This is a genomic window from Streptomyces sp. NPDC001852, from assembly GCF_042891825.1.
In the GTDB taxonomy this organism is placed as follows: domain Bacteria; phylum Actinomycetota; class Actinomycetes; order Streptomycetales; family Streptomycetaceae; genus Streptomyces.
This window is the reverse complement of the sequence record NZ_JBIATN010000001.1, coordinates 22,256-37,909: the sequence shown is the minus strand read 5'-3', so window position 1 is coordinate 37,909 and position 15,654 is coordinate 22,256. Positions and strand designations below refer to the sequence as shown.

11 protein-coding genes and 1 pseudogene are annotated in these 15,654 nt (G+C 70.4%); 4 read left to right on the top strand and 8 right to left on the bottom strand.

From position 1 onward, the window contains the following. Positions 1-152: 152 nt before the first annotated feature. Complete coding sequence (locus ACFYZB_RS00155; protein WP_388752346.1) at positions 153-1,913, top strand: RNA polymerase sigma factor; 1,761 nt, start codon at positions 153-155, stop codon at positions 1,911-1,913. 84 nt (positions 1,914-1,997) lie between these two features. Here the strand turns inward: ACFYZB_RS00155 and ACFYZB_RS00150 are convergent, their stop codons facing one another. The 6 genes from ACFYZB_RS00150 to ACFYZB_RS00125 form a co-directional block, all read right to left on the bottom strand. Continuing rightward, positions 1,998-3,851: an RICIN domain-containing protein gene (locus ACFYZB_RS00150; protein ID WP_388752343.1), complete on the bottom strand. Its 1,854-nt coding sequence runs from the start codon at positions 3,849-3,851 to the stop codon at positions 1,998-2,000. Between the two features lie 70 nt (positions 3,852-3,921). After that, positions 3,922-5,658 carry an amylo-alpha-1,6-glucosidase gene (locus ACFYZB_RS00145; protein WP_388752341.1) on the bottom strand — a complete coding sequence of 579 codons (1,737 nt, stop codon included), beginning with the start codon at positions 5,656-5,658 and terminating at the stop codon, positions 3,922-3,924. Between the two features lie 53 nt (positions 5,659-5,711). Further along, the gene (locus tag ACFYZB_RS00140; RefSeq protein WP_388752339.1) at positions 5,712-6,551 is read right to left on the bottom strand and encodes a carbohydrate ABC transporter permease; all 840 of its coding nucleotides are present in this window, start codon (positions 6,549-6,551) and stop codon (positions 5,712-5,714) included. Next, complete coding sequence (locus ACFYZB_RS00135; protein WP_388752336.1) at positions 6,548-7,531, bottom strand: carbohydrate ABC transporter permease; 984 nt, start codon at positions 7,529-7,531, stop codon at positions 6,548-6,550. Before ACFYZB_RS00135 ends, ACFYZB_RS00140 begins: the two co-directional genes overlap by 4 nt. A gap of 20 nt (positions 7,532-7,551) precedes the next feature. Further along, a complete protein-coding gene (locus tag ACFYZB_RS00130) occupies positions 7,552-8,799 on the bottom strand; it encodes an extracellular solute-binding protein (RefSeq protein WP_388752333.1) in 1,248 nt (415 codons plus the stop codon). A 133-nt stretch (positions 8,800-8,932) separates the two neighbouring features. Continuing rightward, positions 8,933-9,979 carry a LacI family DNA-binding transcriptional regulator gene (locus tag ACFYZB_RS00125; RefSeq protein WP_388752330.1) on the bottom strand — a complete coding sequence of 349 codons (1,047 nt, stop codon included), beginning with the start codon at positions 9,977-9,979 and terminating at the stop codon, positions 8,933-8,935. Between the two features lie 352 nt (positions 9,980-10,331). Here ACFYZB_RS00125 and ACFYZB_RS00120 point away from each other — a divergent pair, with 352 nt between their 5' ends. The 3 genes and pseudogenes from ACFYZB_RS00120 to ACFYZB_RS00110 form a co-directional block, all read left to right on the top strand. Next, positions 10,332-10,778: a hypothetical protein gene (locus tag ACFYZB_RS00120; RefSeq protein ID WP_388752327.1), complete on the top strand. Its 447-nt coding sequence runs from the start codon at positions 10,332-10,334 to the stop codon at positions 10,776-10,778. A gap of 115 nt (positions 10,779-10,893) precedes the next feature. After that, positions 10,894-11,160 carry a hypothetical protein gene (locus ACFYZB_RS00115; protein WP_388752324.1) on the top strand — a complete coding sequence of 89 codons (267 nt, stop codon included), beginning with the start codon at positions 10,894-10,896 and terminating at the stop codon, positions 11,158-11,160. Next, positions 11,139-11,234: pseudogene (locus ACFYZB_RS00110) on the top strand (hypothetical protein); the annotation flags it as partial. The gene ACFYZB_RS00115 and the pseudogene ACFYZB_RS00110, both read left to right, overlap by 22 nt. Positions 11,235-11,470: 236 nt before the next feature. On the opposite strand, the gene ACFYZB_RS00105 reads toward ACFYZB_RS00110, so the two are convergent. Both ACFYZB_RS00105 and ACFYZB_RS00100 read right to left on the bottom strand, forming a co-directional pair. Further along, positions 11,471-12,805, bottom strand: a complete 1,335-nt coding sequence (locus ACFYZB_RS00105) for a DUF4157 domain-containing protein (protein ID WP_388752321.1) — start codon at positions 12,803-12,805, stop codon at positions 11,471-11,473. A gap of 1,101 nt (positions 12,806-13,906) precedes the next feature. After that, entirely contained in the window at positions 13,907-15,235 is a 1,329-nt protein-coding gene (locus ACFYZB_RS00100) for a hydrolytic protein (protein ID WP_388753454.1), read from the bottom strand. Positions 15,236-15,654: the final 419 nt, after the last annotated feature.

The window sequence follows — 15,654 nt, the reverse complement described above, 5'->3', positions numbered from 1 at the left end:
CGGCCCGCGCATGGCTGTCAGCGCTCACCTCTTACGATGGCATCGCTGCCACGGTGCCTGTGATACCGACGGCGGTCACCCGAGGACCTCGCGACCTTTCTCGGCCGGCGCGAGCGGGGCCTCGTACCCGGGGCAGGTCGAAGGGAGACCCGATGCCAAGGCATGCCGAGCCCGCGGCCGACGTGATCGCCGCGGCTCGGGCCGGCGAGCGCGCCGCCCTGGAAGAGCTCAGCTCCCGGACGCTTCCGCTGGTCTACAGCGTCGCGGCGCGTGCGCACCCGTACCGCGACGACGTCGACGACATCGTCCAGGAGACGATGGTGCGCATCCTGCGCGGCGTCGGGGGGCTGGAGCGCCCGGAGGCCTTCCGATCCTGGGTGATCACCATCACCGTGAACGAGGTCCGCGACCACATCCGCCGGCGCGGCAGGAGGGAGACGACGGGAGCGGCGTTCGACGCGGCTGAGCACCGGCCCGACCCGGCCGCCGACTTCGCCGAGGGGGTCATCCTCGAACTGCGGCTTTCCGGGCAGCGCGAGGAGACCTTGCGCGCGACCCGTTGGCTCGACGAGGACGACCGGGAACTGCTGTCACTGTGGTGGCTGGAGACGGCCGGCCGGCTCGCCCGGGCCGAGCTCGCTTCCGCTCTGGACATGACGAGCCATCAAGCTGCTGTGCGGGTGCAACGCATGAAGGAGCGCCTGCACACCTCCCGCGTCATCGTCCGAGCCCTCGCGGCCAGGCCCGCATGCGGGGAACTGACCCGGCTGACCCTGGACTGGAACGGGGCACCCGGCGGCCTGTGGCGCAAGCGCCTCGGCCGCCACGTGCGGCAGTGCCCGCGGTGCGTGCGCCACGAGGAGGGCATGCTGGCCCCGGAAGGACTACTGGCGCCCCTGGCCCTCCTGCCCGTGCCGGCGGCACTGCTGGCCTGGCGCCCGTGGCTGTCCGCGGGAACGCACGCCGCGGCGGCCGACCATGCCGGTGCCGCGGCCACTCCAGGCGGCGGGGGTTCCGCGACGGCGGGGACGGCAGGGACGGGTCTCACCGCGAAGGCCGTGGTGGCGGCGGGTGCGCTGCTCGCCGTGGGCGGCTCGCTCGTGTACGCGGCCCCATGGTCCAGCCCGTCGGCGCGTCCGGCCACCGCCCCGATGGCCTCCAGCCCGGCACCCGCGCCCTCGCCAACGGCATCCGCGTCGGCATCACCGTCGCGGCCGGCACCGGTGCCGGGCTCGGCCGTCTCGCGTCCCTCGCCCCGGCCGCGGTACGGGTCCGTGGTCGACACCGTGGACAGCGCGCCGCCGCCGGACCGGCCGCCCGCGGCATTGCCCCACCGCCCACAGACCACGGTGACGATGACGGGGCTCAAGAGGCACCTGGACGGCTACCAGCTCGTCCACCGCGGGGACACGGTGGTGCTGCGCGGGAAGGGCTACCTCACCGTCCACTGGGACGTGATGTACGGGCTGCGCCCCGGGCTGCTGACCATGCCCTCGTGGACCGGACTGAGAGGAAGGCTGTTCCACGTGGCCTCGGGCGGCGGCCACCGCATGGACGACCGCCGGCCGGGCGCGACCGCCGGCGGCACCTGGATGGGCAACAGGCAACAGGGCCTGGTCACCCTGCCGCCGGGAGCCCAGCAGATGTGGCAGAACGAGTACTACTACCTCGACGGCAGCGTCACACTCCACCTCAACGAAACGCAGGCCGACTACAACCTCGACGTCCTGCCCTCCTCCTGGCAGGAGACAGCCGACGACATCGCCACGCCCCCGACCCCGCACTCCGCCGAGCGCGAACGGTACGGACTCGTGCGCGACACCGGCCGCGACGACGCCCCCGTACCGCAGTACACCACCCGCTCCACGCCGACCGACGCGGGCACCGTGCCCCAGCACTCCGTCGTGTCCTGACCAGGAGACGCCGGAAGGCCGTGGCATGCCCACCATGATCGGGGCTCCCAGCCGTGCTGGGAGCCCCCGTGCTCAAGGGACAGGTCAGGCCATGCCCATGAGGCGCCAGATCTGGTTCTTCTTGGTGCTCAGTGTGCTCGCCGGGTCGCAGGTCCACTGATGGATCTGGGCTCCGGCCGCTTTCGAGACACCACTGACGTCGACACACTTGCCGCTGTGGACCGCGACCAGCTGGTAGTCCTGGCTGCTGCCGGGGACGGTGACGACCTTGGGGGTGAACATCTGGTTGGTGGCGCCGTTGCAGGTGTACTGGATGACGGCGGCGCCGTCGGCGGCGGAGGCACCCTTGACGTCCAGGCACTTGCCGCTGAGCTCGTTGACCAGCGTGTACGTGTTGGTGCGTCCGGCGACCGGCTTGAGGTCGAGCATCTGCTGGTAGCCGCCCTCGCAGTAGTACTGCTGGTACTGCGTGCCGTCGGCGGTGCTGAGGTTGGTGTCGTCCAGGCACTGGCCGCTGTTCTCGCTGACCGCGGCGGTGGAGATCGTCGTGTTGGACGGCGGGAGCAGGGTGACGGTGTACCCGTCCTTGGCGTTGCTCCACGGGATGCTGACCGAGGCGGCGTCGTCGGAGACCGTCAGGGTGCTGTCCGAGACGGTCGTCGGGCCGGTGACGGCGGCGCCGCCGTTGTAGGGGATCCGCTGGACGACGGCGCGGACCTTGCCGTTCCCCACCACCGAGGTGGTGTTCAGGCCGGTGAGGTTGACGGTGACGTTGCCGGTGTTGCCGTTGCTGCCGAGCAGGACCTTGGCGTTGCCCGCTGCGTTGTCCTTCGTCGCGAGCCCGTCGGTGCCGGTGCCCGGGGTGAGGTTGACGATGGTGCCGGACTGTGAGCCGTAGTAGCGGTACGTGAACCACTCACCCAGCGGCAGGTACTGTCCCACGCTGTTCTTGGTGAGCAGGTTGGCCTCGTCGTCGTGCAGGGCGGTGCCGGAGGCCCAGTTGCCCCGCAGGCCGTCGACTCCGGCCCGCTCCAGGCGGCCGATGTACCAGCCGCCGCCGGCGGGGTTCTGCTGGGACAGCGCACCGTACTCGTTGATCTGGTACGGGCGGGTGTGGGTCAGGCCCGCGGCGGCGAGGGTGGAGTTGGCGCTCGAAGCGCCGGAGACCGGGTCGGCCGGCTCGGAGTGCCAACTGTAGATGTCAGGGGCGACGTTGTTGGCCTTGACGTAGTTCAGGTAGGTGGTCCACCAGGCGTTGGAGGAAGTGGGCTGGTGCGCAATGCTGGGGCCCACGATCAGCTGGCCCGGGAAAGCCGCCCGGACCCTGGCGTGGAACCGCGACCACATCTGCAGGTACTGGCTCTGCGAGGCGCCCCAGAAGGGCGGGTTGTCGGGTTCGTTCCACAGGTCCCACTCGACCGTCATGTGGTTGGCCTTGACGTCACTGATCAACTGGGTGACGAAGTTGTCGAACTGGGTCCAGTTGCCGTTGTCACCGGGCCAGCCCTGGGTGGTGGTGCTGTCGGCGCCCCACAGGTCGTGCGGGAGCAGGACGAACGTGCCGCCGAGGGCGACGGTGCGCTTGTACTGGGCGAGGGTGGCGTTCCAGCGGGTCTGGTAGTCGGCGAGGCTGGTGGCGTAGCCGCCGTGGTTGAGCTGTGCGCCGCCGGCCCGCATGAAGTGCCACTTGATGTCTTTGAAGAAGTGGTCCTGGGGCAGGGAGCCGTCGGGGGTCATCCCGTAGATCATGCCGGAGGCGCGGTAGGTGGGGGCGCCTCCGGCCGTGGAGAAGTCGACGGTCACGCTGGTGTCGGCGGCCTGCGACGGGCCGGCGGGCACCAAAGTCGTGGCCAGGGCGGCCAGGAGGACGGCTGCGGTCGAGGTCGCTCGGCGTCCGGAGCGGGCAGCGGGTCCGGGAAGTGTCCAGGGCGATGTCATGGTGCGGCTCCTGCGTGAGGGGGGTGGGGTACCGGGACCGGACGTCCCGGGGCTGTGGGGAGACAGCCGGTCAGCGGCCGTTGCGGTGGATGTGAGCCTCGGCGAGGAGGAGGTAGCTGCTCGCGGTCCAGGTGTAGGCGCGGTCCCGCAGTCCCGTTCCGGTGAGGGCGTCGAAGTTCTCGGCGAAGCCGTGGGTTTCGCACAGGGCGCGGAAGCGGGCGCTGATCTCGTCGGCCAGGCGGTGGTGGCCGGCGCGGCGCAGGCCGTCCTCGATGAGGACGGTGGCGGGGGCCCAGATCGGGCCGCGCCAGTAGCCGTCGGAGAGGTAGTGGGGTGAGGCGGGGTGTTCGGTGGCCAGTCCGTACGGGGTCAGGTGGGTCTCGATCCGGGCGGCCAGGGCTTTGCCGATGTTCTCAGGCAGGTACTCGCCCAGGGCCATCGGCATCAGGTCCAGCAGGCTGGAGCTGTCCCAGGTCGCAACGGTGTCGACGCCGCGGGCCACGAACCGCTCTCCCGTCCACAGCTCGTCGAGCATCGCGGCCCGGGTCGCCTCGGCGGTACGGGTCCAACGCCGAGCCTCGTGGGGCAGGTCCAGTTCAGTGGCCAGTCGGGCGAGTTCGCGGAGCTGGAGTACGAGGAAGGCGGCCAGGTCGGCGGTGGCGACCACGCGCTCGGTGTCGAAGGTCGTGGCGTTGTCCCAGCCGCTGTCGTTGCCGTGCTGGTAGTGGGGCAGGGCGGCGCCGGGCACGCGGCGGGCGGTCAGCCAGAACTCGGTCCACCGTGCCAGCCTGCCGTAGATCTGGGCCAGTTCGGTCCGTATGAGGGGCTGGGGAAGCCGTCTGCGCAGGTGGGACAGGGCCCAGCCGTGGATGGGCGGTTTGACGAAGTTGTACAGGACCTCGGCGTGGGTCACCGAGTCGGGAAGGGCGCCGGTCTCGTCCTGGTGGTCGAAGGGCAGGAAGAACTGGTCCCGTGCCAGGGCGGGGGCTCCGGGTGCCAGGGCGAGGGCGTTGAAGCAGTGGTCCCAGCTCCAGACCTTGTCCATCCAGTGCTTGGACATGAGCACCGCGGGCCGGGTGACCAGGCCCGCCGGGCGGACCGTCGCCGACCACATGACGTAGGCGGCGAGTTCGGCCGCCGGAGTGGCGGACGAGCGCCAGGGGGCCACCGCGTCGACGAACGCGGCGAAGGCGTGCTCCACGGTCGTCACGACGGCGTCGAACGTCTCCGAGGCCGTGTAGGGGAGGCGTGCGCTGTCCAGTTCCTCGATGGCCGCTTCCCAGACTCCGCCAGGGCCCGCGGTGACGGTGACGCCTCGTTCACCGGCACCGAGGGTCTGGCTGCCGGACACCTCGGCGACGGAACCCGACAGCACGGTGACCCGGTATCGGCGACCGGTCTCGTACGAGGTGAACACGTAGGCCCCGTCCACCGGATCGCGGTAGAAGTACGTGCCCGTGAAGGCGGTCAGGGCGTCCGCCGTCGCGTCGATGCGCAGGCCGAGTCCTTCGCCGCGCAGCCGGACGGTGTCCGGTGAGGCGTAGGCGAGGGCTACGCGCCCTTGCCCGCCGGTCCAGCTGAGCAGGCCCGGCGTCGCCTCGACGCGGGTTTCCGCGCGCTCGCCCGTCGTCGTGTCGAGGGGCGTGAAGCGCAGGATCGCGTGCATGCCGTTCTGGTGCGATACGAGGTGGAGATCCTCGGCCCGGGTCTTCTCCGCGAGCACGGGAGAGATGCCGAACCAGGAGCCGTGCGTGCTGAACGGGATGTCGTGGACCGAGAAGGCCGGGCCGGATCGGGCGGCGGTCATGTTGGTGTGACTCGTTTCTTCAGCAGGGGTGACCGACGGTGGTCGTGTGGTGATCAGTCCTTGACGGCTCCGGCGGACACGCCGGCGGCGACGTACCGCTGGGCGAGGACGAGGATCACCGCGGCCGGCAGCGAGGCCACGACGGCGGTGGCCATGATGGCGTTCCACTCCTGGTTGTTGTTGCCGATGTAGTGGTAGATGCCGAGGGTGATCGGCTCGTGGGCGCCACCGTTGACCAGGGTGCTGGCGAAGACGAAGTCGGACCAGGACCACAGGAACGCGAACAGCGACACCGTGACGACGGCGTTGCGGCTCATCGGCAGCACGATCGACCGGAAGGTGCGCCAGGATCCGGCACCGTCCATCGTGGCGGCCTGGAGCAGTTCGCCGGGGATGCCGGACATGAACGCCGTGAAGATCAGGACCGCGAAGGGGACGGCCAGGGTGGAGTCGGCGACGATCAGGCCGGGGACGGACTGGAGCAGGCCGAGCTGGAGGTAGATGGCGTAGAAGCCCATCGCCATGATGATGCCGGGAATCATCTGGGCGGCCAGCAGGACGAAGCTGAGGATGCCGGCGCCGCGCGGGCGCAGCTTGGCCAGTGCGTACCCGGCGGGGGCGGCCAGGACGACGGTGAGCGCGACGGTGCCCAGCCCGATGACGAGGCTGGTGCCGAGGTAGGGCAACTGTTCGCCGAGGACGGTGCGGTAGCCGGCCAGGGTGCCGTGCACCGGCAGCAGGTCCGGCGGGCTCTTGCGCATGTCCTGGTCGCGGGTGAAGGACACATTGATCATCCAGTAGACCGGGAACAGCATGACCGCGGTCAGAAGGACACCTGCAGTCGTCTTCACCCACGCGCGGCGGCGGTTCAGGACCCATGGCGGACTCGTCATGACAGTGCCTGCTTTCGCTGGACTCTCAGGTACACCAGACCGAAGACGAGGGCGGCGGCGACGAGCAGGTTGCCGACCGCGGCTCCGGGGCCGAAGGCGGGCAGCAGGTTGCCGAATCCGAGCTGGTAGGACCAGGTGGCGAAGGTGGTGGACGAGTCCGCCGGGCCGCCCTTGGTCATGATCCAGATGATGTCGAAGACCTTGAGCGTGTACACCAGCCCCAGCAGCAGGGTGATCGCGGACACCGGGCGCAGCAGCGGGAAGGTGATGCTCCAGAACCGGCGCCACGCACCCGCCCCGTCGAGCGCCGCGGCCTCGTAGAGGCCGGCAGGGATGGACTGCAGGCCGCTGTAGAGCACGACCAGGTTGAAGGGGATGCCGATCCAGATGTTCGCGATGATCACCGAGGCCAGCGACCAGGAGGGTGAGGTCAGCCAGTTCACCGGCCCGACGCCGACGACGTGCAGGGCGGCGTTGACGACGCCCGAGTCGCTGTTGAGCATCCACGACCAGGTGGACGCCGACACGATCAGCGGCAGCAGCCATGGCACCAGGAACAGCGCCCGCAAGGTGGCGGACAGCCGGAAGTTCTGGTTGAAGAAGACCGCGAGGGCCAGCCCGATGGCGTACTGGAAGACCAGGCACACGGCGGTGAACACCGCGGTGTGGAGCAGGGCCGGGGCGAAGGTCGGGTCGGCGAAGACGGTGCGGTAGTTCGCCATGCCCGTGAACGGCGCGTCGCCCTGGACGAAGGAGCGGACGGTGTAGTTGCGCAGGCTCAGGTCGACGTTGCGGTACAGCGGGTAGGCGTAGAAGAGGGCGAGGTAGAGGATCACCGGGGCGAGGAAGGCCCAGGCGGCCCACTGCGTGGAGGTGGGCCGACGGCGATTCCCCCGATGAGCCCTGGGCGGGGCGGCGGTGACCGCCCCGTTGCGGACGCGCACGGACCGGTGGGCCGGCATCTGTGTCGTGTGGTTCATGAACGACCCTTGTGGTCGGGCTACTTGACGGCGGACTGGGCCGCGGACAGCGCGTCCTTGGGCGACTTGGACCCGCTGAGGGCGGACTGGACGGCCTTCCACATCTGCTCGGAGATCTTGGGGTACTTGGTGCCCAGGTCGTCACTGGTGCGGCCCTTGGCCCCCTTGACCGCGTCCACCCACGGCTTCAGCTCGGTGTTCGCCGCCACCTGCTTGTCCTGGACGGCACCGGTGGGGGCCACGTACGACAGTGTCTTGTCGGTGAGGCTCAGATTCTGGTCGCTTGTCAGACAGGACACCAGCTTCTGGGAGATGGCGTAGCGGCCGGTGTCCTTCTGGACCGGGACGGTCACGAACTCGCCGCCGGTCGGGGCCGGGGCATTGCCTCCGTTCGCGCCGGGAATGGGCAGCACACCGTAGTCGAGGCCGCTCTTCTGGGCGTTCACGAGCTGCCAGGTGCCGTTCTCGGCGAAGGCGTAGTCGCCGCCGGCGAACTCCTGCCAGCTGGTGGTCTGGGTGTTGTTGATGACCGAGTTGGGGGCGTAACCCTGCTTCAGCCAGTCCGTCCACAGCGACAGCGCCGAGACGCCCTCGGGCGAGTCGAGCTGGGTCAGCTTCGCACCCGAGCCCCAGAACCAGGGCAGGAACTGGAAGCTGCCCTCCTCTGTGCCGATGGCCGAGAAGGTGATGCCCTTCTTGCCCGCCGCCTTGACCTTCGCCAGCGCCGCCGTCAGCGACTTCCAGTCCTTGACCGAGGAGGCGTCGACGCCGGCGGCCTTGAGGACCTTCTTGTTGTAGTAGAGAGCGAGGGTGTTGGCGCCGATCGGCGTGCCATAGGTCTTGCCGCCGGACTGGCCGGCCGCGAGCAGGTTGGGATCCACCTTCGAGGTGTCCAGTTTGATGTCGTCGGTCGTGGTGAGCGCCCCGGCCTCCGACAGGGTCGACACCACGGGATTGTCGACGATCATCACGTCCGGGGAGTTGCCCTGCTGCGCCGCGAGCAGCGCCTTGTTCGCCAGGTCGCTCGTATCGAACGCCGTCCGCTCGATCTTCACGCCGACACCCCGGCCGCAGACGTCCAGCAGGTGCGCCCAGGCCGAGCTCCTGTCGAACTGCGGGTAGGGGTCCCAGACGGTGTACGTGCCGCTGCCTGCGCTCTTGGTGTCGCTGCTGCCCGAGCCGGCGGAGCAGGCGGTGGCACCGGCGGCCACGGTCAGGACGGTCAGGGCCGCGGCGGTCGGACGGCGGTGTCTTGAGAAGCGGTTCATCGAGGGTTCCCCTTGTTCTGTTCTGGACATGCCAGGCTTGAGGGCACGAGGTGGCGAGGTGGGGCGGGCAGGGAGAACGGCACCGCTGAGCAGTTCGGGCGCCGGGTGAGGGGGAGCGCTGTGTGAGGTGGCGTCAGAGGGTGGTGGCGGGACCGTCGCCGGTGGTGGGCGTGGCTTGCGCGGGCCCTGTACTCGCCCGCAGAGAGATCGGCGGCGCCAGGAGATGGTGCCGGGGCGGAGCGCCGGGATGGCCGAGCCGCTCCACCAGCAGTTCGACGGCGCGTCGGCCCATCTCCTCCGCCGGTACGTCGGCCGCGGTGAGCTGCGGGGTCACCGTCTCCGCCCACCGGCCGGCCACGACTCCGGTGACGGAGAAGTCGCGCGGCACATGGCGGCCCGCCTGGGCGAGCCCCCTGTAGAGACCGCCGAGCGCGGCCTCGTTCAGCGTGACCAGGCCGGTGGTGGCCGGGTCGTCGTGCAGGATCCGCTCCAGGCATGCCTGGCCGGAGGCGGCGTCGTCCCCGCAGCAGTAGGTCCGCACCGTCAGCCCACGCTCGGCCGCGGCCTTGGTGAAGCCCTCCAGTCCCCGGTGCGCGGACTCGTACCCGGCCCGCAGCAACTGCTCGGGCCGGTTGACGAACGCGACCCTACGGTGGCCGAGGTCCGCCAGGTGGTGCACGCACGCCGCCGCCAGCGCTGTGTGGTCCAGGCCGACCCACCAGCCGCGTTCCGGATCGGCGGTACGACCGATGGCGACGGAGGGGAAGTCCAGGGCGGCCAGGTGATCGACCCGGTCGTCCGCCAGCCTGATCTCCATCAGGATCGCGCCGTCGACCCGCCGCTCCCCCAGCAATCGCTGGAAGGAAGGGTCACTGTCCGCACCGCTCGGGGACAGCAGAACGTCGTGGTCGTAGGCCGCCGCCGCCTCCACCACGCTGCCGATGAAGTCCAGTTGCATCCCGGTGTAGTGGGTACCGGCCGGCGGGAACACCAGGCCGATCGTGCTGGTCCGCCCGTTCGCCAGAGCGCGGGCACTGGCACTGGGCCGGTAGCCCAGCTCGTCGACGACCTGCTGGATCTTCCGGCGCGTCTCCTCCGAGACCGGGCGCTTGCCGCTCAGCGCGTACGACACGGTACTCCGTGAGACACCGGCCAGCCGGGCGATCTCACCGATGTTCACGTCGGCTCCTTGCTCGAACCGATTCGGCAACTGGCCGTTCCCCTGCGCCGATCGGTGCTCAGGTCGTGGATCAGGAAGGTGAGGCGAGCGGGCTGTCGAACCGGTTCGCGTCGAGGTGACCGTAGGAACTGCCCGTAGGCCTGTCAACACCTTTGACAGCACTCCTTCTCATCACGCCGAAGGCGCAAAAGCCTTTCGCCGCAGGGATTGAGACCCGGACGTCCCAGTGCTAGCTTCACCGAACCGGTTCGATCAGCAGGTCCTTGCCGACGCCCGCCGGTCCCCTTGCTCCACAACCCGGGGCAGTGGGCTTGCGCCCGACCACCTCGACGGGCCAGTGCGCCTCTGCGACGTGACTGCGGAACCGGTTCGACACGCATCGGCTACTCAACGGATCGAGGACGCCATCCATGCCATCCGCCGACAGATCCAACCGACGGCGCACAGCTCCGGCCGCGATGGCCGTGGCCCTCGGCGTGGGCCTGCTGACCACGCCGGCCGCTCCCGCCCAGGCGGTTCGGAGGCGTGCAGGCCCACCGCCCGCCACACCTTCGACCAGGACGACCTCACCTCGGGCCAGATCACGGACAGCTCGGGCAACGGCCTCACAGCGAGCCTGGTCAACGGCTCGATCGCCCACTCGGTCGAGGGTACGGACGGCGGCAGGGCACTCACCCTCCCCGGCGGGGCTCCCGGCCCGAACGGCGCCCATGTGCGGCTGCCGAGGGAAATGCTCGGTGACGCGACCGACCTGACGGTTTCCGCCCGCGTGAAGTGGGGCGGTGACACCTCGTCCTGACAGCGCGTCTTCGATCTCGGCACCGATACCACGAGATGCCTCTTCACCACCCCGTACGACGGCACCGGGCTGCTCCAGACCTCGGTGACCACCGGCGGCGGAGGAGCGGGACCAGGTGCGCGGCTGCTCGATGCTGCCCGCGAACGAGTGGCGGACCGTCACTGTCGCCCTCGACGCCGCCGTCGGCCGGGTCACCACCTGCCTCGACGGCGTGGCGGTCTTCTCCGTCGCGACGACCGTCAAGGCCGAGGACCTGCCGGTGCCGGTTGTCCGGAGGGCTCCAGCAGCGCCCTTCGACCCCTCCTCCCGGCCGGCGTCACCCTCGGTGTCACCGAGCAACTCCCCGAAGATGAACGCCACTTGTACAGCAAGAGCTACCTGACCGACCTGCTGGCGGCACGCCTGGGCGGGCGCGCGGCCGAACTCGTGGTCTTCGGCGAGGGATCGACAGGCGCGGCCAACAGCCTGGCCGGAGCCACCCGGATCGCCACCCGCATGGTCCGCGAGTTCGGCGCTGTGCCTCCTCCCACCCGCACTTCCTCGGTGAGACCGCCGACGAAACAACGAACACCCACCCCGGCCGGGAGCCGAAAGCGGGTGCCAATGTCACCTGCCCAAGAACAGGGCATCGTTGGCGAGCGCCGATCCTGCTGGTCTTCCGTCATCCGTCACCCGATAGCAGGAACCCCGACCTACTTCTTCTTCCACTCGTTGACCGTCAGTCCGCCGGGGACCTTCAGCTCGAAGGCGCCGCCGATCGCGGTGTCGAGGGCGGTGGCCGGATCGTTGCCGCTACCGAAGGCGCTGACCGCGAGCAGTTCCTTGAGCTGCGCGCCGGTGCCGCGGAACGCCTTGGCCGTCCTCATCGTCTCTCGTGCCTCGTCGGCGTCCATGGACTTGTTCATCTTCTCCAGCAGGTCCGGGGAGATCCAGCAGTCCGCGATCTCGTCGAGGTCCCACTCCGCGTACCAGTGCGTGTTGTTGAGCCAGTTGCGCTGGGGCACCTTGCCGTCCACGGCCACCAGGTAGAACGTGAACTTGATGTTGCCGAGCGAGCGCCAGTCGGCGACATTCGTGTGCTCGCTCGCCCGGCCGGCGGCCGCGTTCTCGTACGTCGACGCGATCTCCGTGAAACTCGGCGGGTTCTCCGGATCACGGCCCGTGTAGTGACGGATCGTCCACCGCTTGGCCAGCAGCTCTCCGGCCTGCTTCTTGCGGACCGGGGCAATGCGCTGCTGCGAGGCCTGCTTGATGCCGTCGAGGATGTTGAACTCGCTCTGCCCCTCACCGGGCCGGAACTGCTGGGAGGTCATGTACTGCATCAACTGCCAGGCGTCGTCGTCCGAATGGCCCGACTTCTTCAGGGCGGCGAGGATCTCGTCCGGCGTCTTGGCGTTGCGCAGATCCTCGTCCTCGGTCCGCTGGACGGGCGAGGCCGCATGGGTCCGGTGGCTGCCGGTGTGGTGGCCGCTCGTGTGCTCCTCGGCCATCCGCTGCGCCGGAGCGCTGCCGCTCATCACCCTGCGCGCGTTGGCGACCGCGCGGCGCTCCCCCGCGTCGGCGGGGTCCGAGACGCGGAGGCCCGAGCCGTTGTCCGTGCCGGGAACCGGGCCGGCCTGCTGGTCCAGGTAGTGGGTCAGCTCGTGCGCCCAGTCCTCCTTCGTCATCCGGCCGCCGTCGACCACGTGCGCCCCCGAGGTATACGCCTTGGCCTGGATCTCCACCGCCGACCGGCGGGCGACCTCGTCCGAGTGGACGCGCACACCGCTGAAGTCGGCACCCCCGAACCGGGCCTCCATCTCGTCACGCAGCCCGGCGTCCATGGGCCTGCCGGGCGAGCGCAGCACATCGTGCACCAGGGAGCGACGCTGCACCTGCCCCGCCCGCTCCCGTGCGACGGCCCGCGTCACCGCCTGGTTGCCCACCGCTCGCTGCAGCGCTTCCAGCCCGGCGGGCGGCGGGCCGGCCGGCCGACGCGGCGCGGACCTCGTGTCACTCTGCTCGTTCTCCTTGTCGTGCGCGCGCACGGGCGCTCCCCTCGAAGCCGGACATACCTCAGCACCACAGCCTGCCCGGACTCGCCGGGCCGCGGAATGAACGCGAGGGCAGCCTCGCGGGCAAGGGGCTTGCCGTCGGACGGGTTCCGGCGTGGTACCGCGTACGACCCGTGCGGGACGAGGACGAGCTCGCGCGGCTCCACACGGTCCTGTTCCAGGCGTATCCGGACACCCGGATGCAGGCCTGGCATCTGTCCACGGCAGGCGCTGATCGCGGACGTGAGGTTGGCGGCGGTCGCATCCGGGCGGGGCGTTCACGCTCGCGCCGCCCGGCCGTCGGCGGCCCCTGTTCGACCATGTGGCCTGGTCACGGCTGGTCGGGCACTTTCTGGTGCGGCGCACCCGGGCGGTCCGGCCGGCCGATCCCCCGCCGTCGCGATCCGGGTCGGCTCATCGCCGCGTTCGATCGGACGGCGACCGGGTGACCGGCAGACCGGGCACCTTCGCGAGCTGCGTATGGGCTCTCTGCCGGCAAGGGACGCGGCGGGCCGGTGCCCCTCCGCGATACGGCGCCACGGCCAGGGGCCCGGGCACGTGCGGCGCCCGTCGCGCCCCCGGCCGGGGCCGGTCAGACGGCCGTGCGGCCGCCGTCGGCGGGCAGAACCGGGCCCTGCACGAAGCTCGCCGCGTCGCCCGCCGGACAGGTGACCGCCTCGGCGATCTCCGGGCCCCGGCGGGCCGTCCGGCGAGGGCCTGGGCCGCGAGGACGTCGATGTCCTCGCCCATGCCGCCGTGCCCTGCGTGCGAGTGGTCCGGGCCCCGCGGCGTGGATCCGTACCCCGTGCGGGCCGAACTCGGCGCACGCCGGATCGGCGCGCCGCCTTGACACCCACTCAGGGTGCCTTCGCACCTGCAAGGCGTGGCGCCAGGTGCGTGAACTGGCCATTTCGGCAACAGCAGTTGGACTCGCCAACACCAAACGGAAGCCGCCCGGGAGACCCGTACTTCCGGGCTTCCGCAACTTTTCGAAGTCTGCCGGAAACCGCCCGACCTCTGCCGGTTTTCGGACGGAGTGGGATTCTCCTCTTCCGCTCGTGCCCTACGAGGCGAACGATGTTGGAGGGAGCGATGTCACCGGGTGACGTCGCCGAGTACGCCACTGACGTTCAGGACCTCATGACACTGCTGTGCCTGCTGGCCGGTTGCCGGAGTACCCGGCTTCGCACATGTCACCTTCACGGCGACCTTGGCGTCCTCGAGGATCTTGATGGGGGTGACCCAGTGGTAGTCCTGATTGCGGAAGGTCTCCAAGGCGATCGTGGTGATCTTCCGGTCGCCGAAGGTGATGGTCATGACGCCTTCGTCGCCCTGGAAGTTGGCCACCACGATGTCCGTGATCCCGAACACCTTGCCCTTGGGCACCACATAAGTGCCGGTCTTGTCCTGCCCGCCGGACGTCTGTACGTCGATCGTGGCCGAACTCTGCTGACCGGTGCCGCCATCGCCACCGTCTCCGCCGGTGCCGCCATTCCCGCCATTGCCCGGCGTCGAACCCTTGCCGCCCTGGGTACCCGTACCCGGCTTGTCCCCGGACCCGGTCCCCGGAGACTGCCCGTTCTGTCCACCGGGCGTGGGCCGCGGCTGGACCACCTCGCCGGCGGCCTGCTTGGCGGCGCTGCGCACCGCCGGACGGACGAGCGCGAACCACGCGAGCAGCAGCGCCATCAGGGCCGCGAGCACGGCGAGCAGCCACTTGGGGAAGATCGGGATCTGAACGAACTCGGCTTCCAGCGGCGGCCGAACGAGGGCGCCGGGCCGCTCGGCACGCTCAGCGGCCGCCGCGTCCGTGGCACGTACGGTGAATGGCCAGACCACGGGCTTGCCGAACCAGACCGGCTTGCCGGTGCGTACCCGCAGACGGGTCTCCGCCGACTCGCCCGGCTCCAGCGCCAGTTCGGCTGCAGTGAACGCGAACCGCAGCTCTTCCCCCGGCTGTTCCGGTGTCAGGGCGATCCGGACCGGGGCGTTGCCCTCGTTGCGCGTCGCCAGCCGGTAGCGGCCCCGGAGCCAGCCACGTCGGCGGCGCGGCAGGATCTCGGTGCGCAGCTCGTGGAACTCCTCCACGTGCACCGTCGTTTCGGGCACCGTGACGGCCTCGGGGTGCTCGGCCGGCAGCACGCGTACGCCCAGCGGCACATCACCCGCGCGGACCTCGGGCGAGCGGGGCGGGTCCAGCCGGATGGTCACCGTCTCGGAGGTGCCGGGATACAGCGAGACCCGCTCGGGTTCCACGGTGGCCCAGGCCGCACAGTCACCGACGACCTCCAAGGTGTACGCCTCGACGATGTCGCTGTCGTTGCGGACGGTCAGGCGGGTCGAGGCGGTACCGCCCGGGGCCACTGTCACGTCGGGCATGTCGAGCCCGGGCAGTCCGGGGTCGGAAGAGGCTGCAGAAGGCATCACGCGACGACCGTAGAACCGCCTGCGGACGGCCACGAGAGGTGCGAGGGCAACATGCGGGCAGGGTGCGTGCCCCGCGACGCGGTCAAGGTCAACTTGCGGAGTCGGCAGGCCTGTTGATGACTCATGGCATTGCCCGCGAACCTCCGGCGGGCCCCGCCGCCGTGCCCTTCTCGGCTTCCGCGGCCTTCCGCATCCCTTCCCGACTCCCACTGGAACAGGACTCCGCATGTCCCTCTCCACAGCAGCACATCAGGCCGGTACGGCCGGACGGCCGTACCGGGTCTCCGTCGCCGTGTACGCCCAGGACCTGGTCCTGCGCGTCGGTGTCGTGCCCCCCCGCCCCCCCCCGCCCCGGGGGGGGGGGGGGGGGGGCCCCCAAGCGGGACGGGCCCACCCGTGCCGCGTGGGGGGGGCCT